17 protein-coding genes, 6 tRNA genes and 3 rRNA genes are annotated in these 23,225 nt (G+C 37.8%); 25 read left to right on the top strand and 1 reads right to left on the bottom strand.

Annotation, left to right across the window (positions count from 1 at the left end; translation table 11 throughout):
* Positions 1-18 precede the first annotated feature (18 nt).
* From ACEE93_RS07395 to ACEE93_RS07375, 5 genes are all read left to right on the top strand, one after another.
* Positions 19-1,065, top strand: a complete 1,047-nt coding sequence (locus ACEE93_RS07395) for an alanine racemase (protein WP_449156479.1) — start codon at positions 19-21, stop codon at positions 1,063-1,065.
* 65 nt (positions 1,066-1,130) lie between these two features.
* Entirely contained in the window at positions 1,131-2,120 is a 990-nt protein-coding gene (locus ACEE93_RS07390; protein WP_449155182.1) for an ABC transporter substrate-binding protein, read from the top strand.
* Between the two features lie 81 nt (positions 2,121-2,201).
* Complete coding sequence (locus ACEE93_RS07385) at positions 2,202-3,227, top strand: FecCD family ABC transporter permease (RefSeq protein ID WP_449155183.1); 1,026 nt, start codon at positions 2,202-2,204, stop codon at positions 3,225-3,227.
* Positions 3,224-4,186, top strand: coding sequence for a FecCD family ABC transporter permease (locus ACEE93_RS07380; protein WP_449155184.1), 963 nt, complete (start codon positions 3,224-3,226; stop codon positions 4,184-4,186). The genes ACEE93_RS07385 and ACEE93_RS07380 overlap by 4 nt, the downstream gene beginning before the upstream one ends.
* 125 nt (positions 4,187-4,311) lie before the next feature.
* Positions 4,312-5,679, top strand: coding sequence for a YjiH family protein (locus ACEE93_RS07375; protein WP_449155185.1), 1,368 nt, complete (start codon positions 4,312-4,314; stop codon positions 5,677-5,679).
* Positions 5,680-5,737: 58 nt separating this feature from the next.
* Here ACEE93_RS07375 and ACEE93_RS07370 read toward each other — a convergent pair whose 3' ends face one another.
* Positions 5,738-5,998, bottom strand: a complete 261-nt coding sequence (locus ACEE93_RS07370) for a SunI/YnzG family protein (protein WP_449155186.1) — start codon at positions 5,996-5,998, stop codon at positions 5,738-5,740.
* A 177-nt stretch (positions 5,999-6,175) separates the two neighbouring features.
* Here ACEE93_RS07370 and ACEE93_RS07365 point away from each other — a divergent pair, with 177 nt between their 5' ends.
* From ACEE93_RS07365 to glmM, 20 genes are all read left to right on the top strand, one after another.
* Positions 6,176-6,685, top strand: a complete 510-nt coding sequence (locus ACEE93_RS07365) for a metal-dependent hydrolase (RefSeq protein WP_449155187.1) — start codon at positions 6,176-6,178, stop codon at positions 6,683-6,685.
* Positions 6,686-6,752: 67 nt separating this feature from the next.
* Positions 6,753-7,943: a UTP--glucose-1-phosphate uridylyltransferase gene (locus tag ACEE93_RS07360; protein ID WP_449155188.1), complete on the top strand. Its 1,191-nt coding sequence runs from the start codon at positions 6,753-6,755 to the stop codon at positions 7,941-7,943.
* Between the two features lie 11 nt (positions 7,944-7,954).
* Complete coding sequence (gene trhA / locus ACEE93_RS07355; RefSeq protein WP_449155189.1) at positions 7,955-8,635, top strand: PAQR family membrane homeostasis protein TrhA; 681 nt, start codon at positions 7,955-7,957, stop codon at positions 8,633-8,635.
* A 12-nt stretch (positions 8,636-8,647) separates the two neighbouring features.
* A complete protein-coding gene (locus ACEE93_RS07350) occupies positions 8,648-8,848 on the top strand; it encodes a hypothetical protein (protein WP_449155190.1) in 201 nt (66 codons plus the stop codon).
* 96 nt (positions 8,849-8,944) lie between these two features.
* A complete protein-coding gene (gene sdrM, locus ACEE93_RS07345; protein WP_449155191.1) occupies positions 8,945-10,276 on the top strand; it encodes a multidrug efflux MFS transporter SdrM in 1,332 nt (443 codons plus the stop codon).
* Positions 10,277-10,336: 60 nt separating this feature from the next.
* Complete coding sequence (locus ACEE93_RS07340; protein ID WP_449155192.1) at positions 10,337-10,801, top strand: SepA family multidrug efflux transporter; 465 nt, start codon at positions 10,337-10,339, stop codon at positions 10,799-10,801.
* A gap of 143 nt (positions 10,802-10,944) precedes the next feature.
* Positions 10,945-12,390 (top strand): MDR family MFS transporter, encoded by a 1,446-nt coding sequence (locus ACEE93_RS07335; RefSeq protein WP_449156478.1) that lies wholly within the window; start codon positions 10,945-10,947, stop codon positions 12,388-12,390.
* 263 nt (positions 12,391-12,653) lie between these two features.
* The gene (locus ACEE93_RS07330; RefSeq protein ID WP_449155194.1) at positions 12,654-13,715 is read left to right on the top strand and encodes an Mrp/NBP35 family ATP-binding protein; all 1,062 of its coding nucleotides are present in this window, start codon (positions 12,654-12,656) and stop codon (positions 13,713-13,715) included.
* 610 nt (positions 13,716-14,325) lie between these two features.
* Positions 14,326-15,876, top strand: a 16S ribosomal RNA gene (locus ACEE93_RS07325).
* 391 nt (positions 15,877-16,267) lie between these two features.
* A 23S ribosomal RNA gene (locus ACEE93_RS07320) occupies positions 16,268-19,189 on the top strand.
* A 74-nt stretch (positions 19,190-19,263) separates the two neighbouring features.
* A 5S ribosomal RNA gene (gene rrf, locus ACEE93_RS07315) occupies positions 19,264-19,378 on the top strand.
* The 16S, 23S and 5S rRNA genes sit together here with 6 tRNA genes alongside, the layout of an rRNA operon.
* Positions 19,379-19,389: 11 nt before the next feature.
* Positions 19,390-19,464, top strand: a tRNA-Asn gene (locus tag ACEE93_RS07310).
* A gap of 1 nt (position 19,465) precedes the next feature.
* A tRNA-Glu gene (locus ACEE93_RS07305) sits at positions 19,466-19,537 on the top strand.
* 6 nt (positions 19,538-19,543) lie between these two features.
* Positions 19,544-19,619, top strand: a tRNA-Val gene (locus tag ACEE93_RS07300).
* Between the two features lie 23 nt (positions 19,620-19,642).
* Positions 19,643-19,726 (top strand) — tRNA-Tyr (locus tag ACEE93_RS07295).
* Between the two features lie 7 nt (positions 19,727-19,733).
* Positions 19,734-19,808, top strand: a tRNA-Gln gene (locus tag ACEE93_RS07290).
* A gap of 4 nt (positions 19,809-19,812) precedes the next feature.
* Positions 19,813-19,885: transfer RNA gene (locus tag ACEE93_RS07285), tRNA-Lys, on the top strand.
* A 214-nt stretch (positions 19,886-20,099) separates the two neighbouring features.
* The gene (gene cdaA, locus ACEE93_RS07280) at positions 20,100-20,906 is read left to right on the top strand and encodes a diadenylate cyclase CdaA (protein WP_449156295.1); all 807 of its coding nucleotides are present in this window, start codon (positions 20,100-20,102) and stop codon (positions 20,904-20,906) included.
* Complete coding sequence (locus tag ACEE93_RS07275; RefSeq protein ID WP_449156294.1) at positions 20,907-21,839, top strand: CdaR family protein; 933 nt, start codon at positions 20,907-20,909, stop codon at positions 21,837-21,839.
* A gap of 13 nt (positions 21,840-21,852) precedes the next feature.
* Entirely contained in the window at positions 21,853-23,205 is a 1,353-nt protein-coding gene (glmM, locus tag ACEE93_RS07270) for a phosphoglucosamine mutase (protein ID WP_449156293.1), read from the top strand.
* The last annotated feature ends 20 nt before the right edge of the window (positions 23,206-23,225 follow it).

Genomic DNA, 23,225 nt, shown 5'->3' with positions numbered 1-23,225 from the left:
GCTCATTTAAATATTAATGTGAGTAAATTAAAATATAACGTGATCGTGTTAAAACATTTATTGCGTTTAAAAGGGATTAATATGGTTCCTGTTACAAAAGCGTTAGCAGGCGATCAAAACCTTTTAAATACGTTAAAAGAAGTAGGTATCGATTTCGTAGCAGAGGCACGCCCAGAATTACTCCATCCAGAGAATCATTTAAAATATATGATGATAAAGGCGGCGAACCCTAACACTGTTAACCAAGTCATTCAATTAAGTGATATAAGCATTCAAACAGAAATGAGCACGATTTTATCATTGAACGAATTAGCTATTGAACAAGGACAGACACATCCTATTTTAATTATGGTGGACTGGAAAGATGGCAGAGAAGGCGTATTAACATATGAATTATGCGCTATGATACAAGAGGTTAGTCAATTAAAAGGGATCGAACTTAAAGGATTAGCTTTTAACTTCATGTGTTACCGTCCCTTACCTCCAACCGAAGAAGATGTGCATTATATTAATCATTTTATTCAACATATTGAAGAGAAAACGAAGCATCAATTAGAGATTATTTCAGGCGGCAATTCAAGTATGTTAACGTTATCTATGTATTATGATTTAGGAAGAATTAATGAACTGAGAGTAGGCGAGGCGTGGTTGCGTGGTTATGAAACATCTTATAATCAACGCGTACCAGCCCTATATGATGACGCATTTTTATTAGAAGGTGCTGTATTAGAAGTGAAGCCGCGCTTAAACTTACAAACACAACAACCCTATATGCAAGCGTTAATTGATATTGGCCAACTTGATACTGATATTTCCGGTTTAACACCTTTAGATAGAAGATTGAAGATTATTGGAAGTACAAGTGATATTTTAATGGTGAACTTAGGCACGGCAGATGATTATCAAGTAGGTCATCGTGTCACGTTTAAGATGTCCTATAATGCGATAGCTCAAAGCATGCATATGAGCACCATATCTAAGTCTTATCATCGAGATAATGGTATTGAAGGACTAGTACATTATGTTGAACAGATAAATTACCAAAATTTCTCAAAACAATATTGACAATGAGAATCGTTATCAATTAATATGAGTATGTAGATAATTTATGATAAAAGGAGAGGCAAGACGTGAAAGGGAAAAAATTTTTAGGTCTTATATTATTAGTAGCAGTCATGCTTGTTGTAGCTGCTTGTGGTAGTGTGAGTGATTCAGGTAACTCTAACAAATCTGATTCATCAGATCAAAAAGGTGAGGGTGTCACAATTAAGCATGATGGTGGCGAAACGGAAGTACCGAAGTCACCAAAACGCGTTGTTGCATTAGAATATTCATTTGTAGATTCACTTGTTGCATTAGGTGTTAAACCAGTGGGTATTGCAGATGATGGAGATGAGGAAAACTTAATTGAACCGCTTCGTGATAAAGTCGGCGATTATGAATCTGTAGGTGCACGTAAACAACCTAACTTAGAGGTAATTAGTGAACTTAAACCTGATTTAATTATTGCTGATAGTAACCGTCACAAAGGCACTTACGATCAATTAAATAAAATTGCACCAACAATTATGTTACCAAGTTTAGATTCTGACTATAAAGATAATATCGAAGCATTCAAAACAATTGGTAAAGCTTTATCTAAAGAAGATGAAGCGGATCAACGTGTGAAAGAACACGAAGAAAAAATTGATAAATACAAACAAGAAATTTCAATGAATAAAGACTTGAAAGTATTGCCAGCGGTTATTTCACAATCTGGTGTTTTAGCTCACTCTGACAAATCATACGTTGGTCAATTTTTAAATGAATTAGGATTTGAAGAAGCGTTAACTAAAGATGTAGCTGATCAATTACCAGAGTATTTAGATGCACCATATTTAAATATGAACTCAGAACAACTAAAAGAAGTTAACCCACAACGTATGTTCTTAATGGTTAATGGTGAAGATGATCCATATTATGCTAAAATGAAAGAAGACCCAGTTTGGAATACACTTGATGCGGTTAAAAATGATCGTGTTCACGTTGTAGACCGTTTAACTTGGTCAAAATCTCGTGGATTAATTTCATCTGAAGAAATTGCAAAAGAGCTTGTTGATATTTCAAAAGAAGAAAAATAAGTGCAAGTATAGGAGAAACACGTTAGGTTTGATTGTTAAGTCATCACATCCTAGCTTGCCTCTAAATAAAGGTGATTTCTTATGTCAAAACCTAAAATAGAATTTCATGACGGACGTCACCAAAGAAAACGTAATACGCTCACATTTGTTGTGAGCGTATGTTTTCTTATTTTTGCAATGTATTTAAATCTTGCAATAGGTTCGTCAGATATACATTTTCAATCGATTCTGGATTATATCTTCAATTTAAAAGATTCGGATGAAACATTTTTAATACATAATGTACGCATGCCGAGAATGTTAGGTGCATTATTACTAGGTGCTGCACTTGCTGTAGCAGGGGTATTAATGCAATCGATTACACGGAACCCACTTGCTTCGCCGCAAATTTTTGGTGTCAATGCAGGGGCTTCTTTTATGGTTGTTTTAATTACTGTATTAGTGCCTAGCTTAGCTGCGAATTCCGTTATTTTTGCGTTTATTGGTGCATTTTTAGGTGGTTTAGTCGTGTATCAACTCGCAAATACGACAAAAGGGATGACGCCTGTTAAATTGGCTTTAGCAGGTATGACGATTCATCTCTTTTTTACAAGTTTGACACAAGGTATCATCTTACTTAATGAAGATGCCACAACTACAGTTATGTTTTGGTTAGTAGGGGCGATTCATACGATTAAGTGGCCTAGTATTATTCATGTTTTACCGTGGATTATTGGTGGGCTTATTGCTGCGTTATTATTAGCGCGTCAACTTGCTGTATTAGATTTAGGTGATCAATTGGCGACTGGTTTAGGTCAGAATACGAAATTAATTCGTGCATTAGCTGGCGTGATTGTTATTGTACTTGCAGGGGCGAGTGTGTCTGTAGCAGGGCCAATTGGTTTTGTAGGGCTAATCGTACCGCATATTGTTAAATATTATGTCAGTCGTAATTATTTATTGATTATTATTTTATCAATGATTATAGGAGCGGATTTATTGTTAATTTCAGACGTTATCAGTCGTCTCATTGCTTATCCGTTTGAATCTCCAGTTGGTATTGTAACCTCATTTGTTGGGGCATTATACTTCCTATATATTACGATGAGAGGAGTGAAATCACGATGATGATTAACTATAAAAAACGTTATGCAATCGTCATTTTGCTACTCATCGTTTGTGCGATTTTAAGTTTAGGTGCTGGTGCGGTGTATTTATCCCCGATGCAAGTGCTATCTGAACTTTGGACAGGCGGTAACTTTATTTTACAAGAATACCGATTGCCTCGAATGTTATTAGGCGTTTTAGTCGGGGCGGCATTATCGATTTCTGGTGCAGTGATTCAAGGGGTTATACGTAATCCACTCGCTTCTCCAGACGTTATTGGGATTACAAAAGGTGCTAGTTTAACCGCAGTCATCGTGATTATTGTATTTCCTACCGCACCCTTATTTGTTTTACCAATTGCCTCATTCATAGGGGCTGTAATTATTAGTATTATTTTATCTTTATTAATTAGTTTTAAAGGTGTTAAAGGATCACAATTAGCACTGATTGGAATGGCGATTGGTGCCATTGCCATGGCGCTAGTGCAATACTTATTAATTCGAAATCCAATGGAAGCTAATATTGCATTAGTTTGGTTGACAGGTAGTTTGTTTGGTCGTTCGATGCAACATGTTTATACCATTTTACCTTGGTTGATTGTCGCGATTCCTGTCATTATTGTATACAGTCGTAAATTAGATATTTTACATTTAGGTGAAGATGTCGCAACAGCGATAGGGACACATGTTAACCGAACTAAGATGATATTATTACTTGCTGCTGTTATGTTGGCTGGTGCAGCGATATCCGTTGTAGGTGGACTAAGTTTCTTAGGTCTGATTGCACCGCACATTGCACGTAGTATTGTTGGCCATAAACACTTGCATATCGTATTAATGTCCGGTTTAATTGGAAGTTTATTAATGGTATTTGCAGACGGTCTTGCAAGGATCATTGCACCGCCAATTGATATACCAGTTGGTGTCCTCATTGCCATTATTGGAGCACCTTACTTCATCTATGTATTACGAAAAATGTAGTTGTTAATATACAAAATAATGTATTGATATTCGATTTCTTATTGCATAATGTCTCTTTCCTTTGTATAATAATGTAACAAAGAAAGAGACATTTTTCATATCTGTTTATGAAAGGTGAGACAAAAATGGAAAAATTAACAAAAAAACAATGGCGTATTGGTAGAGTGAAATTTGTTTTACTTTCATTAATAGGTATTGTTTTATTTTTAGTGCCAATTCCAGTTTCAGAAGATGGCCAAAACACAACAACATTACCCATTGCGTTTTTAGCTTCAGTATTTAAAGACTTATTAGGGCCAGCAATGCCATGGGTCATTATCGCCATTGTCACAATTTCAGGCTTGTTGACAGTGGTCTATAGTTTTATATTACCTAAAGCACAACGTCAAAGTTTTATGACAAATACATTTCAAGTGAGTTGGATTTGGGCAATTGTACGAATACTTGCTGTCATTTTTGTTTGGCTTACTTATTTTAAATGGGGATTTGAATGGATATACTCTGATGATACAGGAAATTTAATTTTCTCCGATTTACTTCCCACATTGGTTGCTGTATTCTTTTTTGCTGCAATATTTTTACCACTTTTATTAGAATATGGATTATTAGAATTTTTAGGACCGATTTTCAAACCGGTTATGCGCCCGTTATTCACATTACCAGGTCGTTCAGCTGTCGATAATTTAGCTTCGTTTATTGGTGATGGCACTGTAGGCGTGATGATTACAAGTAAACAATATGAAAAAGGGTTTTATACACGAAGAGAAGCCACTGTCATTGCGACAACATTCAGTGTAGTTTCATTAACATTTGCGATTGTTATAGTAGATACACTTGGTCTGATGGATTATTTTATTCATTTTTATGGAACAGTTATTATAGCTTGTTTTGTGGCTGCTTTAATTATGCCGAGAATTTGGCCACTACGCCAAGTTGAGGATCATTATGCAGGTGGCACTCAATCAAAGAAACAAAATCAAGATAAAATATCGTATAAACAAGCAATACAAGATGGATATGTAGATGCTGTTAAAACAGGTTATCAAGCACCTCATTTTAAATCGTATGTTCAAACTGCGATTAAAACGGTCTTAGATATGTGGTTAGCAGTGATTCCTGTAGTTATGGCAATAGGAACGATAGCTACTATTCTAGCGACATATACGCCTGTATTTTCTATTATTGGCGCGCCATTTGTGCCATTATTAGAATTACTACAATTGCCAGAAGCTGCTCGAGCATCTGAAACAATGATTATTGGTTTTGCAGATATGTTCTTACCATCTATTTTGATTCAAGATGTTCATGTAGAGCTCACACGTTTTGTAGTAGGGGCGTTAAGTGTATGTCAATTAATCTATCTATCAGAGGTAGGCGGTGTCATTTTAGGATCTAAAATTCCAGTTAGTTTATGGAAATTATTTGCGATCTTTTTAATTCGTACGCTAATTACCTTACCAATTATTATTTTATGTGCGCACATCATATTTTAAATATTAGTGTCGATAAAAAGAACGGGTTGGAAACTTTATGTTCCAACCCGTTTTTTTCTTATTTTGTAACTTCGTTGTATACCTTTTTATCATTAAATGTATAAATGATGTATTGATGGTCGTTCGTATCAATAATAACACGGTTTGTTTTACCGAATGTTGAACCAATGCGTGATACTTTTTTATTTTGATCTTCAGGTACAGCGTGAATGTCTCTATCTTCTGTAACATTTACAATTTCGTTATTTGGAATGTGAATATCTGCAACTCTCCATTGAATGTGTACTTCGTTATCATTTTTCTTAACAGTCATTGCCATAATCTCGCCACTTCCTTTTTTAAATTCTTAACATGAGTATAACCGATGAACGATAGTTTGACAAGTAATGTGAGATACTAATTTTATTAATGTGTCATACTAATTAGATAAGCGAAAATACGTTCGTATTTAACGTACATCTGTGCTATAATATTTTGGGAAAGAAAGGAGATCACAATGACTGGTAAGACGCATTCGGCAGCCGGGATATTAATAGGCGCTGTCGTTTCTAGATATTTTGATTTAGATTTATTTGAAACAGTAACCACAATCGTATTGTCAGGTGTTGGTTCTATCTTTCCTGATATTTGTCACACTCAAAGTAAGATAGGACGTCATTTTCGATTGTTGAGCTTATTTATAAAACATATGTTTGGTCATAGAACGTTGACTCATTCTTTACTCTTTTTAGCTGTGATTTATTTTCTTTTACATATTCTTCAAACACCACTTTACTATATGATTGGCATTATTTGTGGTATGCTTTCACATATAATATTAGATATGTTGACACCAAGAGGCGTAAAATTATTTTTTCCTTTACCCATAAAGGTAAGGTTTCCGCTACGCTTTAAAACAGGTGGTGTAGTTGATATTTCACTTGCATCATCATTTAGTATTATGACATTAATTGTTTTATTTGAATCATCAATGAAACATGTTGTAAGATATTTTTTATCTATATGAGGGTATTGGTTTGAAGGGGAATTATTTAACTTGTCCTAGCTTTGATTAAAGGAGAGAATATCAAAATATGTTAGATAAAAATAAGCTTGAAAAATATAATCAACAACATTTGACTGAGTATGAAACCTTAATGTGTACTCATGAAAAAGAACGATTAAGAACTAAAATTAAAGAGCTTGATTTAGCAAAAATTAAAGAATTATATGAAGACGTATATCTTAACAAAGAAACAATAGATGATATTTCTGATATTCGTGAGATTAATTTCGAAAGCAAGGCTGAGTTATCACAAGAAACAGCTCAGTTTTATGCTGATCAGGGAATAGAAGCCATTAAAGAAGGTCAATTTGCTGTATTGTTATTAGCTGGTGGCCAAGGTACGCGTTTAGGCTATCACGGTCCTAAAGGTTCATTTGAAATCGAAGGGGTTAGTTTATTTGAACTTCAAGCACGTCAATTGCTTGCATTATCAAAACAAGCAGGACGCTCGATTGATTGGTATATCATGACGAGTGATATCAATGATGAAGCAACCCGTGAGTATTTCGACAAACATCATTATTTCGGTTATGATCCTGAACATATTTTCTTTTTTAAACAAGATAATATTGTTGCTTTAAATAAAGAGGGGCAACTTGTATTCAATAAAGATGGCTTAATAATGGAAACACCAAATGGTAACGGCGGCGTGTTTAAGTCGCTTAAAAAATCAGGATACTTGCAACAAATGAGTGAACGCGGCAATGAATATATTTTTATGAATAATATCGATAATGTACTTGTGCGCGTTTTAGATCCTGTGTTTGCTGGTTTTACAGTTCATCATCATAAAGATGTCACAAGTAAGTCTATTGCCCCTAAAATAGACGAAAGCGTAGGACGTTTAGTGGTGAATGATGGTAAAGATAGAGTACTAGAGTATTCTGAACTGGAGCCAGAAGTTGCGAACCAATTAAAAAATGCAAACATTGGTATTCATGCCTTCCGTGTACCATTCATAGAAAAGGCAGTCGACAAACCATTGCCATATCATTTAGCAATCAAAGAACTTGAGCAACTTGATGAGGATTTTGGCGTAGTAAAATTACCGACATTAAAATTTGAACTATTCTATTTTGATATATTTAAATATGCGAATTCTTTTATCACATTACAAGTACCGAGAGAAGAAGAGTTTAGTCCTTTGAAAAATAAAGAAGGCAAGGATAGTGTAGAAACAGCAACGGAAGATTTAAAACGTATGAATATGATTGAATAGGAGTGACACCATTGAACGTCACTAAAGTAAACAAAACAAAAACCATCCACTCTTTTAAAAATATCGCCCCTTTATCTTTTGGCGAAGAAATTGGTAACGCAGTTTCACACGGTGTGGCTGCGTTACTCATGTTATTATTATTGCCTTATGCCGCAGTTTATAGTTACGCGCAGCAAGGCGTATTAATGTCGTTTAGTGTTTCTATATTTGTAATTAGTCTCTTTTTAATGTTTATGTCATCCACTGTATATCACAGTATGCAACAAGCGTCGCCACATAAATATGTATTAAGAATTATAGACCATAGTATGATTTATATCGCAATTGCTGGGACGTATACGCCTGTTTCTATAGTGCTAGTAGGAGGCGTGTTAGGTTGGACGATTATGATTGTATTATGGGCTACGACTATTTGGGGGATTTTGTATAAAGCTATTGCTACCAATGTTAACCCTAAATTAAGCTTGTTTATTTACTTATTGATGGGATGGGTAGGTGTGATTTATTTACCCATTATTATTTCAAGAGGACTATGGTGGTTTTTATTATTTATCTTTTTAGGTGGCGTCGCCTATACAATAGGGGCATGGTTTTACGCACAAAAAGATAAGCCCTATTTTCATATGATTTGGCATATTTTTATTTTAATTGCTTCGTTATTTCATTTTATTGGTATTCTTTATTTCATGTAAGTTGGTGAAAAGATGTTATCTCAATATCGATTAATCATGTTTGCATTTATCGTCTTTATTTTGTTCCAATTTTATTTTGCGTATTATTATTTATTAGGCGAAGGAGCACGTACGTCTTCACATATTTTAGGATGGATTTCTTTTGTCTTTGGTTTCGTATTGATTATAATGATGATTGGTGTACGCCATTATTTTAAAAAGCATAAATCTTAAAACGTCGAATTATTATGAGTGAAATCAGTGAGTAATAATTCGATTTTTTTATATGTGGTTTTGATGTGAATACATAAAATAGAAAGGTAGAAAGTCATGAATTTTAAGCAGTTTAGTATTATTTTTTCACTTGTACTTATTATGTTTATGTCTGCCATTGAAACATCGATTGTTTCGTTAGCGCTGCCAACTATGCGTGACGATTTAAATGCACAACTACCCATTTCACTTGTGTTTACTGTTTATTTTGTAGGTGTTGTCATTGTTATTCCGTTTTTAAGTGAATTAATGTCACGCTTTAAAATCATTTATGTTACAATCGTCGGTCTTTTATTATTTATCGGTGGCAGTTTATTATCAGGGATGAGTATTAATTTTGAAATGCTTGTCATTTCAAGATTTATTCAAGGGGTTGGCGCAGGCGTTAATATGTCCTTATCGCAAATAATCCCTAAGTTAGCCTTTCAAATACCATTTCGTTATAAAGTAATGGGTATCGTTGGCAGTGTTTGGGGTATATCCAGTATTATAGGCCCATTTTTGGGAGGCATTATTTTAGAAGTGTCTACTTGGCACTGGTTATTCTTTATTAATATTCCTATTGGGTTAATCGCATTAGGCTTTGCGCTATACTCTTATCAGTTTGACGAAGAGTCTACGGCAAAACAACGTATCGATTATCGCGGTATGGTTGTGTTTTATGTGATGTTAGGATTAATTTTAATCGCCACATTATTCTCAACGACAATTTGGTTCGTGATCATATTAGTCGTTTTAGCAATTTTGGCGTTATTGTATCTTATCCGTTATTCGAAAAAGCCATCACCCGTGTTTTTCCCAATTAAGGAGTTTAAACCATTAGTGCGTTTAGCATTTATTACAGACTTTTTAGTGGCTGCAGTATTGATTGCATTTAATGTCTTTGTTCCGACTTATTTACAAGATGTTTTAGGTTTAAGTCCATTACAGAGTGGATTAGTGATTTTTCCAGTGTCGATAGGCTGGCTCATCCTCAATTTTACATTGGATAAAATTGAAGCGCGCTTATCCGTTAAAGGGTTGTATATTGTCGCGTTTAGTATTCTTGTATTAGGAAGCTTAATTCTTATTTTCAATGCTTTCCATCCGATTATTATGGCCATCACACTTTTCTTTATCGGTATGAGCTTTGGTACAGCCTATACTAAAGATAGTGTGTTGGTACAAGAACATTCATCAAACGAAAATATGAAGAAAATGATGTCATTATTTACATTAATGAAAAATTTAGGTAATTCTATTGGTTCAGCAGTCATTGGTTTTATTTATGCGTTAAATGTATCGTTTACAAAAGTGCCACTTCAAAATATCATGTTATTTAGTGTCATTGTAATCGGTATATTATTAGTGATTTGGGCTACAAGAAATCGGAAATCATTAGATTCTTAATTAAAAATACATGTTTCTTTAATATTTTTATGATTAAAATGAAAATAGGAGGGATGAATAATGAAGGGAAAGTTTAATTGGTTTAATCTAGTATCTTTATTAATCATTCTTTCTATTTTTATTATTTCAGGCGCTTTTTTTCTAAGTATGCTTGCATTAGGGTTATATGGTTTAAGTCGTATTCTTATCTATTTTGACTTAGGGTCTTTTACTTATAATAAAAGTTTTTATGATGATCTTATATACTATGGTAGTTATATTGTATTTGGATACTTTGTGATTTTTGCGGTTGAATATGTAATGGATTTATTTAGAAAGAAATTACCACATACTCCATATTTAAAAGGTATTACGTTTCATTTATTGACTTATAGCTTAATTATTGTCATGTTTTATTTCATTATTCATATTCATTATGATCAAATTCACATCGATTTATGGGTGATTATGATCATTATCGGTTTTCTATATTTTTGTAAAGAGGTTTTTTATCCAGATTCGGAAAATTTAAATAAAAAGCGTTAATATTAGGCGAAAGATAGGAAAAACATACTGATCATCCTAATAATATTAAAAGTTAAAATAAGTGAGGCATATATTTTGCCAAGCTAACCATATCGTCGTAAAATTAATGACTATGATTAAAAGAAAGTTAGGAGGATACGTATTTGAGTAATACAGTAATCGATAAAAAACAACGTAACATTATAGTTGCTGTGATGTTAATCAGTGCCTTTATTGCAATTTTAAACCAAACCTTATTAAATACTGCACTGCCAAGTATTATGAGAGGGTTAGGAATACAAGAAAGTACTTCTCAATGGCTTGTTACTGGCTTCATGCTTGTTAACGGTATTATGATTCCATTAACAGCTTATTTTATGGACCGAATTCCTTCGCGTAAGTTATATTTATCCGCAATGGGGACGTTTCTAGTCGGTTCCATTATCGCAACACTCGCTCCGAATTTTGGTGTTTTAATGACTGCACGCGTGATTCAAGCGATGGGTGCAGGGGTTATTATGCCACTTACTCAATTTACACTTTTTACATTGTTCCCGAAAAATCAACGTGGTTTTGCGATGGGGCTTTCAGGCCTAGTTATTCAATTTGCGCCCGCAATTGGACCAACGTTATCAGGTATTTTAGTTGATAATATGTCGTGGAGAGCACCTTTAATTGTCGTAGTAATCGTAGCTGTTATTGGCTTCATTTTTGGTTCGATTTACATGAAGGACTACAGCCAAATTAAAGATGTTGTGCTAGATAAATCATCAGTAGTTCTATCTACATTAGGCTTTGGTATTATGCTATACGGCTTTAGTGTAGCTGGTACAAGAGGATTCAATGATATGCTTGTTATAATGAGTATCATTGTGGGATTAATTATTGTAGGTATTTTTATTTTAAGACAATTACGTATCAATAATCCTATTCTTAACTTACGTGCGTTTAAAACACCAACCTTCGCATTAACTTCAATTTGTTCTATGATTGTATTCACATCAATGGTTGGTCCGGCTTTACTTATTCCAATGTATGTTCAAAGTTCATTAGGTCTATCTGCCTTTTTATCAGGGTTAGTTGTGTTACCTGGTGCCCTTATCAACGGCATTATGTCCGTTGTCACTGGCCGTTTATATGATAAAGTCGGTGCTAAAGTGTTAGTGATACCAGGATTTATTATCTTATTAATTTCAACATTAATGATGACAATACTAACAGCTCATACCTCATATTTATATGTCATCATTGTATTCACAATTCGCCTATTCTCTATCTCTTTATTAATGATGCCATTAAATACAGCAGGTATAAACTCATTATCTAATGACCTTGTTTCACATGGTACGGCGATTATGAACACATTACGTACTATTTCTGGTTCAATGGGTACTGCTATTCTTGTGACATTGATGTCTTTAGGTGCATCTATTTATCAACCAGATGCAACCGTTGCACCAAATTTAATTGCTCGTGAAGCTATGGCATCTGGTGTTAACCTTGCATTTGGGGTAACATCTGGTTTCTTATTCATTGGGCTTATCATTAGTTTCTTTATTAATGAACGCAAAAAAGATGCTACACGTAAACATGTAAGAAAAATGAATTAGGTCTTAGAAATAGATTTAAAGGTCAGGACAAGCGGTAAGCTTAAAGTCCTGGCCTTTTTTGTAGTATTTGAAGCGGTGTCAGTTAATGGTTTTTGAAGAAAAAAGAAAAAAATCAATCTAAAGCGCATTAATTGTCATATGATGAAATAGGCCTTAATGTAGAAAATAACAATAAACTCAATAGAAATTAGGATTTTATCTTATGCAAGTATGCGCAATTTTGATAAACTAGTAATAAATGTGTATTAAAGGAGATGTCGTAAGTGTTAACAGTTGATCAAGTTGAACAGCTAGTTGGGGAAATAAATGATCCGATTTTAAACGTTCCATTAAAAGAAACTAATGGGATTGTCAATATTTCAATAAAAGAAGAAAAAGAACATGTCAGTGTTAAGGTGGCTATTGCGAAATTAGGTGGCCAAACACAATTAGATACACAAATGGCAATTGTTGAAAAGTTAAAAGAAAATGGCGCTAAAACAGTAGGTATTCGCTTTGAAGAATTACCACAAGAACAAGTTGAAAAATTTGGCGGTCAGCAACAACAAGAACAACAAACGATTGAGTCTTATTTATCAGGAGATAACGACTTAGAATTTATCGCCATTGCTTCTGGTAAAGGTGGCGTTGGTAAATCAACAGTAGCCGTTAACTTAGCTGTATCTTTAGCTAGAGAAGGTAAACGTGTAGGTTTAATTGACGCTGACATTTATGGTTTCAGTGTGCCAGATATGATGGGCATTGATAAAAAACCTGGCATTGAAGGAAAAACAGTAGTACCTGTGGAACGCCATGGTGTTAAAGTAATGTCTATGGCCTTTTTCGTGGAAGAAAATGCACCGGTAATATGGAGAGGACCAATGTTAGGAAAAATGCTGACAAACTTCTTTACAGATGTGAAGTGGGGAGACTTAGACTATCTTGTTTTAGACCTACCACCAGGTACTGGAGATGTCGCATTAGACGTGCATACAATGCTTCCTTCAAGTAAAGAAGTCATTGTAACAACACCTCACCCAACAGCCGCATTTGTTGCTGCAAGAGCAGGTGCAATGGCTAAGCACACAGAGCATTCTATTTTAGGTGTTATTGAAAATATGTCTTACTTTGAAAGTAAAGAAACTGGTAATAAAGAATATGTATTTGGTCAAGGTGGCGGTCAAAAATTAGCTGATGAATTACAAGTTGATTTATTAGGTCAATTACCATTAGGTCAACCAACATGGCAACCAACTGACTTTTCACCGTCTATTTACCAACCAGAAGATGAAATTGGAAAAATATACCAATCAATGGCACAAAAAATTATCGATAAAACAAAGTAAGCGTATAGTTTGAAAAGCAAGATGTTATTACTGAAAAGGTAGCGATGTTTTAAATTATAAAAGGGAACCGATAAGTGGATTGATTTTAGTAATTACACTTCGGTTCCCTTAATTGCCTACCTGAAAAGATTCAGTTGCAATGACGTCTTGCTTTTATTTTTGAGTATATTTCATCAAGTATCCTCTTTATTTTAATTGAGCTACAAAAAATTAAAAAAGGGGGTTGCATTTTCTCGTGTAGTTATGTAGAATAATTTCTTGTGAGCGAGAGGAAGTACTTGCCACATAAAAAATAATTAAATTTATTGTTGACAGAAAAACAGTAAATTGATATGATATAAAAGTCGCTGAAATGAAGCGGTATACTTTAAAACAAACACACACAATAGTGTAAAATTAACTGTTGAAAAGTTTTAAAGAAAGCATTAAAATAATAAAAGTATTGTTAATGACTTGTAAAGATATTAACGATATGTTAAAGTAAATCAAGTCGAAACATGAACATTGAAAACTGAATGACAATATGTCAACGTTAATTCCGATAAAATAGTGTTGAAACACTAAAGTGTGATTGACTTAATCAATCAACGAGCTAAATCAAGCTTACTCTAATATGGAGAGTTTGATCCTGGCTCAGGATGAACGCTGGCGGCGTGCCTAATACATGCAAGTCGAGCGAACTGACGAGGAGCTTGCTCCTTTGACGTTAGCGGCGGACGGGTGAGTAACACGTGGGTAACCTACCTATAAGACTGGAATAACTCCGGGAAACCGGGGCTAATGCCGGATAACATGTTGAACCGCATGGTTCTACAGTGAAAGACGGCCTTGCTGTCACTTATAGATGGACCCGCGCCGCATTAGCTAGTTGGTAAGGTAACGGCTTACCAAGGCAACGATGCGTAGCCGACCTGAGAGGGTGATCGGCCACACTGGAACTGAGACACGGTCCAGACTCCTACGGGAGGCAGCAGTAGGGAATCTTCCGCAATGGACGAAAGTCTGACGGAGCAACGCCGCGTGAGTGATGAAGGTCTTCGGATCGTAAAGCTCTGTTGTTAGGGAAGAACAAATGTGTAAGTAACTGTGCACTTCTTGACGGTACCTAACCAGAAAGCCACGGCTAACTACGTGCCAGCAGCCGCGGTAATACGTAGGTGGCAAGCGTTATCCGGAATTATTGGGCGTAAAGCGCGCGTAGGCGGTTTTTTAAGTCTGATGTGAAAGCCCACGGCTCAACCGTGGAGGGTCATTGGAAACTGGAAAACTTGAGTGCAGAAGAGGAAAGTGGAATTCCATGTGTAGCGGTGAAATGCGCAGAGATATGGAGGAACACCAGTGGCGAAGGCGGCTTTCTGGTCTGCAACTGACGCTGATGTGCGAAAGCGTGGGGATCAAACAGGATTAGATACCCTGGTAGTCCACGCCGTAAACGATGAGTGCTAAGTGTTAGGGGGTTTCCGCCCCTTAGTGCTGCAGCTAACGCATTAAGCACTCCGCCTGGGGAGTACGGTCGCAAGACTGAAACTCAAAGGAATTGACGGGGACCCGCACAAGCGGTGGAGCATGTGGTTTAATTCGAAGCAACGCGAAGAACCTTACCAAATCTTGACATCCTTTGATCGCTCTAGAGATAGAGTTTTCCTCTTCGGAGGACAAAGTGACAGGTGGTGCATGGTTGTCGTCAGCTCGTGTCGTGAGATGTTGGGTTAAGTCCCGCAACGAGCGCAACCCTTAAACTTAGTTGCCATCATTAAGTTGGGCACTCTAGGTTGACTGCCGGTGACAAACCGGAGGAAGGTGGGGATGACGTCAAATCATCATGCCCCTTATGATTTGGGCTACACACGTGCTACAATGGACAATACAAAGGGCAGCGAAACCGCGAGGTCAAGCAAATCCCATAAAGTTGTTCTCAGTTCGGATTGTAGTCTGCAACTCGACTACATGAAGCTGGAATCGCTAGTAATCGTAGATCAGCATGCTACGGTGAATACGTTCCCGGGTCTTGTACACACCGCCCGTCACACCACGAGAGTTTGTAACACCCGAAGCCGGTGGAGTAACCATTTGGAGCTAGCCGTCGAAGGTGGGACAAATGATTGGGGTGAAGTCGTAACAAGGTAGCCGTATCGGAAGGTGCGGCTGGATCACCTCCTTTCTAAGGATATATACGGAATATCACCTTCAGGTGATAAACGGATTAACGTGACATATTGTATTCAGTTTTGAATGCTCATATTAATGAGGATTCATGATTGTACATTGAAAACTAGATAAGTAAGTATAGATTTTACCAAGCAAAAACCGAGTTACAAGCGAACGCTTGAAACAAACAATTATCGCTAGTCGTTGAAAAACGACTCACATAATTAATAACTGGTGATGATAACGTTTGGCATTGATAGATGAATGTTTTTAACCCCAAGAGGTGATTGAAAGCGTTTGTCAGTCAGCGAATTTCTTGATGAGCGAAGTGAAGTTTACTTATTGTAAATGAGCAAGTGAAGAAAGAAATGAGATAGAATGCGAACGCTTATCAACACATCTTAGATTAAGTTATTAAGGGCGCACGGTGAATGCCTTGGCACTAGAACCCGAAGAAGGACGTTACTAACGACGATATGCTTTGGGGAGCTGTAAGTAAGCTGTGATCCAGAGATTTCCGAATGGGGAAACCCAGCACGAGTCATGTCGTGTTATCTATGTGTGAATTCATAGCACATGAGAAGGTAGACCCGGAGAACTGAAACATCTTAGTACCCGGAGGAAGAGAAAGAAAAATCGATTCCCTGAGTAGCGGCGAGCGAAACGGGAAGAGCCCAAACCAACAAGCTTGCTTGTTGGGGTTGTAGGACACTCTTATGGAGTTACAAAAGAATGAGTTAGACGAATAACCTGGAAAGGTTAATCAAAGAAGGTAACAATCCTGTAGTCGAAAGCTGATTCTCTCTTGAGTGGATCCTGAGTACGACGGAGCACGTGAAATTCCGTCGGAATCTGGGAGGACCATCTCCTAAGGCTAAATACTCTCTAGTGACCGATAGTGAACCAGTACCGTGAGGGAAAGGTGAAAAGTACCCCGGAAGGGGAGTGAAAGAGAACTTGAAACCGTGTGCTTACAAGTAGTCAGAGCCCGTTAATGGGTGATGGCGTGCCTTTTGTAGAATGAACCGGCGAGTTACGATCTGATGCAAGGTTAAGCAGGAAATGTGGAGCCGTAGCGAAAGCGAGTCTGAATAGGGCGAATGAGTATTTGGTCGTAGACCCGAAACCAGGTGATCTACCCTTGGTCAGGTTGAAGTTCAGGTAACACTGAATGGAGGACCGAACCGACTTACGTTGAAAAGTGAGCGGATGAACTGAGGGTAGCGGAGAAATTCCAATCGAACTTGGAGATAGCTGGTTCTCTCCGAAATAGCTTTAGGGCTAGCCTCAAGTGATGATTATTGGAGGTAGAGCACTGTTTGGACGAGGGGCCCCTCTCGGGTTACCGAATTCAGACAAACTCCGAATGCCAAATAATTTAACTTGGGAGTCAGAACGTGGGTGATAAGATCCATGTTCGAAAGGGAAACAGCCCAGACCACCAGCTAAGGTCCCAAAATATATGTTAAGTGGAAAAGGATGTGGCGTTGCCTAGACAACTAGGATGTTGGCTTAGAAGCAGCCATCATTTAAAGAGTGCGTAATAGCTCACTAGTCGAGTGACACTGCGCCGAAAATGTACCGGGGCTAAACATATTACCGAAGCTGTGGATTGTCCTTTGGACAATGGTAGGAGAGCGTTCTAAGGGCGGTGAAGCATGATCGCAAGGACATGTGGAGCGCTTAGAAGTGAGAATGCCGGTGTGAGTAGCGAAAGACGGGTGAGAATCCCGTCCACCGATTGACTAAGGTTTCCAGAGGAAGGCTCGTCCGCTCTGGGTTAGTCGGGTCCTAAGCTGAGGCCGATAGGCGTAGGCGATGGATAACAGGTTGATATTCCTGTACCACCAACAATCGTTTTAAGCGATGGGGGGACGCAGTAGGATAGGCGAAGCGTGCTGTTGGAGTGCACGTCCAAGCAGTGAGACTGAGTGTTAGGCAAATCCGGCACTCATAAGGTCAGGCTGTGATGGGGAGAGGAAATTGTTTCCTCGAGTCGTTGATTTCACACTGCCGAGAAAAGCCTCTAGCTAGATATTTGGTGCCCGTACCGCAAACCGACACAGGTAGTCAAGATGAGAATTCTAAGGTGAGCGAGCGAACTCTCGTTAAGGAACTCGGCAAAATGACCCCGTAACTTCGGGAGAAGGGGTGCTCTTTGGGGTTCACGCTCCGAAGAGCCGCAGTGAATAGGCCCAAGCGACTGTTTATCAAAAACACAGGTCTCTGCTAAACCGTAAGGTGATGTATAGGGGCTGACGCCTGCCCGGTGCTGGAAGGTTAAGAGGAGTGGTTAGCTTCTGCGAAGCCACGAATCGAAGCCCCAGTAAACGGCGGCCGTAACTATAACGGTCCTAAGGTAGCGAAATTCCTTGTCGGGTAAGTTCCGACCCGCACGAAAGGCGTAACGATTTGGGCACTGTCTCAACGAGAGACTCGGTGAAATCATAGTACCGGTGAAGATGCCGGTTACCCGCGACAGGACGGAAAGACCCCGTGGAGCTTTACTGTAGCCTGATATTGAAATTCGGTACAGTTTGTACAGGATAGGTAGGAGCCTTAGAAGCGTGAGCGCTAGCTTACGTGGAGGCATTGGTGGGATACTACCCTAATTGTATTGGATTTCTAACTCGCAGCACTGATCGTGCTGGAAGACAGTGTCAGGCGGGCAGTTTGACTGGGGCGGTCGCCTCCTAAAGTGTAACGGAGGCGCTCAAAGGTTCCCTCAGAATGGTTGGAAATCATTCAAAGAGTGTAAAGGCATAAGGGAGCTTGACTGCGAGACCTACAAGTCGAGCAGGGTCGAAAGACGGACTTAGTGATCCGGTGGTTCCGCATGGAAGGGCCATCGCTCAACGGATAAAAGCTACCCCGGGGATAACAGGCTTATCTCCCCCAAGAGTTCACATCGACGGGGAGGTTTGGCACCTCGATGTCGGCTCATCGCATCCTGGGGCTGTAGTCGGTCCCAAGGGTTGGGCTGTTCGCCCATTAAAGCGGTACGCGAGCTGGGTTCAGAACGTCGTGAGACAGTTCGGTCCCTATCCGTCGTGGGCGTAGGAAATTTGAGAGGAGCTGTCCTTAGTACGAGAGGACCGGGATGGACATACCTCTGGTGTACCAGTTGTCGTGCCAACGGCATAGCTGGGTAGCTATGTATGGACGGGATAAGTGCTGAAAGCATCTAAGCATGAAGCCCCCCTCGAGATGAGATTTCCCAACTTCGGTTATAAGATCCCTCAAAGATGATGAGGTTAATAGGTTCGAGGTGGAAGCGTAGCGATACGTGGAGCTGACGAATACTAATCGATCGAAGACTTAATCAATTTTAATAACTCAGGCGATTGCTTGAAAAATCTACTTACTATCTAGTTTTGAATGTATAATACATTCAAGTTTATCTGGTGCCAATGGCAAAGAGGTCACACCTGTTCCCATGCCGAACACAGAAGTTAAGCTCTTTAGCGCCGATGGTAGTCGGACTGACGTTCCGCAAGAGTAGGACGGCGCCAGGTAATATTATTAATCCACAGTAGCTCAGTGGTAGAGCTATCGGCTGTTAACCGATCGGTCGTAGGTTCGAATCCTACCTGTGGAGCCATGGCTCCTTGGTCAAGCGGTTAAGACACCGCCCTTTCACGGCGGTAACACGGGTTCGAGTCCCGTAGGAGTCATTATATGGAGAATTAGCTCAGCTGGGAGAGCATCTGCCTTACAAGCAGAGGGTCGGCGGTTCGAACCCGTCATTCTCCACCATTTATTAATTAAATGAACATATCGGAGGGGTAGCGAAGTGGCTAAACGCGGCGGACTGTAAATCCGCTCCTTCGGGTTCGGCAGTTCGAATCTGCCCCCCTCCACCATCATCATTGGGCTATAGCCAAGCGGTAAGGCAACGGACTTTGACTCCGTCACGCGCTGGTTCGAATCCAGCTAGCCCAGCCATTTTGAGCCATTAGCTCAGTTGGTAGAGCATCTGACTTTTAATCAGAGGGTCAGAGGTTCGAATCCTCTATGGCTCATCTTTTACCTTATCTCAGTTTGGGATAAGGTTTTTTATTATATAATTATAGATTTGTCATACATATTGTGACGAGATACTGTTAACTTGTTATAGTGAAAAAATATGGTCGATCTTATCGATTAACTTTAAAAATATTTCAAGTCATATATGACAAGGACCACTATTGCTTGATATAATAAAGCTTATGGGAATAGATTACCGGAGGAGATGCTATGGGAATTTCAAACCTCTTTCAAAATTTAAGTACACTTGAGGTCATAACTGGTATTCTAGATTTATTAATTGTTTGGTATGTTATTTATTTACTAATAACAGTTTTTAAAGGGACTAAAGCAATTCAACTTTTAAAAGGTATTCTGTTTATTTTAGTAGGTAAAGCGATTAGTGAATATTTACAGTTAACGACAACATCAAAGTTATTTGATTTAGTGATGCAGTGGGGATTTTTAGCAATTATTGTGATATTTCAACCGGAGATACGTCGTGCGTTAGAACAACTTGGGAGAGGGAGTTTGTTCAAACGTTACTCTATGACGTCTTCAGTAGAGGTTCCGAAACTTGTTGAATCTGTTTCTAAGGCAGTACAATATATGGCTAAACGCCGTATTGGTGCTTTAATCGTATTTGAAAAAGAAACAGGTTTACAAGATTATATTGAGACTGGAATTCCTTTGCATTCAGAAATTTCGCAAGAATTATTAACGAACGTTTTTATCCCTAATACACCATTACATGATGGTGCTATGATTATACAAGGCGATAAAATTGCTACAGCAGCTAGTTATCTTCCTTTATCAGACAGTCCTAAAATTGCTAAAAGTTTAGGGACGCGTCATCGAGCTGCCGTTGGTATTTCGGAGGTTTCTGATGCGTTCACAGTTGTAGTCTCTGAAGAAACTGGATCTGTGAGTGTGACTTTCGATGGCAAGTTACGGAAAGATATTAGTTCAGATGTATTTGAGGAATTATTAACAGAACATTGGTTTGGTACACATCTCTCAAGGAAGGGTGTGAATTAAATGTTTGAATCTAAATGGGGATTACGTTTTTTCTCATTTATTTTGGCTTTGCTATTATTTTTATCAGTTAATAATGTATTTGGAAAAACATTTAGTACCGAGAATATTTCGAGTGATGGTACAAAAACAATTAAGAATGTACCTGTCGAAGTGATTAATAAAAATGATGACCTCTATGTCTCTGGTGCACCCGGCAATGTAGATGTTGAGCTGAGTGGTCCACAGTCTAAAGTGATACAAGCTCAAAAAGCAGAGGACTTTAAAGTTGTTTTAGATGTAGCTGATGTTAATCCAGGTGAACGTACAATTGAATTTCAAGTTAATGGATTAAATAAAGATATCAATTATCGGGTATATCCTAAAGACACCACTTTATCTATAGAAGAAAAGAAAACAAAAGAAGTCACTGTCGAGCCGAATATAAGTCAAAATGCATTAGCGTCAGATCAAGCAGTAGATAAAGCTATCGTTTCACCTCAAACAGTTAAAGTGATTGGTGGAAAAGAACAGCTTGATCGTATTGCCTATGCAAAGGCAAGCTTTAGTGATGATTTTCAATTGTCAGATGATATCACAGGCAATGCAAATGTAGCAGTCTTTGATAAAAACATGAATAAGTTAGACGTTCAAGTGGAACCGTCTAAAGTGAAGTTAAATATAAAATTAAAACCTTATTCAAAAACAGTGAAGGTTGACTTGAAAACGAGTGGTGAACCTCAAAACAAACAAGATGTCTCAGATATTAATTTAAAAAATGACACTGTTAAGTTGTACGGTAATCGAGATGATTTAGCAAAAATTGATAAGGTTAATGGTGTGGTCGATTTGAACAACGTCTCTTCTAATACAACACGTGATGTTCAATTAGACATACCGGATAAGGTTGAAAAAATGGAACCAAATAAAGTAGAAGCAAATATTACATTAAGTTAAAGGAGAATGAATTATGGGTAAATACTTTGGTACTGATGGTGTAAGAGGTGTTGCCAACGAAGAACTGACACCTGAACTTGCATTTAAACTCGGTCGATATGGCGGATATGTTTTAGCACATAACCAAGATAAATCACATCCACGTGTCCTTGTAGGAAGAGATACACGTGTATCAGGAGAAATGCTAGAAAATGCATTAATTGCCGGTTTAGTATCAATCGGTGCAGAAGTTATGCGTTTAGGTGTTATTTCTACACCGGGTGTTGCTTATTTAACAAGAGAAATGGAGGCAGAATTAGGTGTAATGATTTCTGCTTCTCATAATCCTGTCGCAGATAACGGCATCAAATTTTTTGGCTCTGATGGGTTCAAATTATCCGATGATCAAGAACTTGAAATTGAAGCACTTTTAGATCAAGATCAACCAGATTTACCACGTCCAACAGGGACATCTTTAGTGCATACATCTGATTATTTTGAAGGCACTCAAAAATATTTAAGCTATTTAAAATCAACTGTAGATGTTAATTTAGAAGGTTTAAAGATTGCTTTAGATGGTGCTCACGGGTCTACTTCTATATTAGCACCGTTCTTATTCGGTGATTTAGAAGCTGATACTGAAACAATTGGTTGTAACCCAGATGGTTATAATATCAATGATCAAGTAGGTTCTACTCATCCTGAAGCATTAGCGGAAAAAGTCCTTGAAACAGAAAGTGATTTTGGCTTAGCTTTTGATGGTGATGGCGACCGTTTAATTGCAGTAGATGAAAAAGGTCAAATTGTAGATGGCGACCGAATTATGTTTATTCTTGGTCAAGAAATGAAGAAAAATCATGAACTTAACGATGATATGATTGTTTCAACAGTGATGAGTAATCTTGGCTTTTATAAAGCATTAGAAAATGAGGGAATTGCTTCTAACAAAACTAAAGTAGGCGATCGTTATGTCGTTGAAGAAATGCGTCGTGGTCATTATAACTTAGGCGGTGAACAATCCGGACATATCGTGTTAATGGATTACAATACAACAGGTGATGGTTTATTAACTGGTATACATTTAGCAGCAGTTATTAAACGTTCAGGTAAAAAGTTAAGTGAACTTGCTGCTCAAATGAAAAAATATCCACAGTCATTAATTAATGTACGTGTGACAGATAAACATGGCGTGACAGATAATGAACATGTTAAGTCAATCATGGCACGTGTAGAAGAGGAAATGAATGGAGAAGGTCGTATTTTAGTACGTCCTTCAGGTACAGAACCACTTGTACGTGTAATGGTAGAAGCTAAAACAGATGAAGATGCACAACGTTATGCGCAAACAATCGCTGAAGTAGTAGAAGAAAAAATGGGACTTGAATAAAACGCAAGAAAAACGATAGT

Source organism: Staphylococcus sp. 11262D007BW, assembly GCF_053547815.1.
This window is presented reverse-complemented; position numbering and strand designations above follow the sequence as displayed.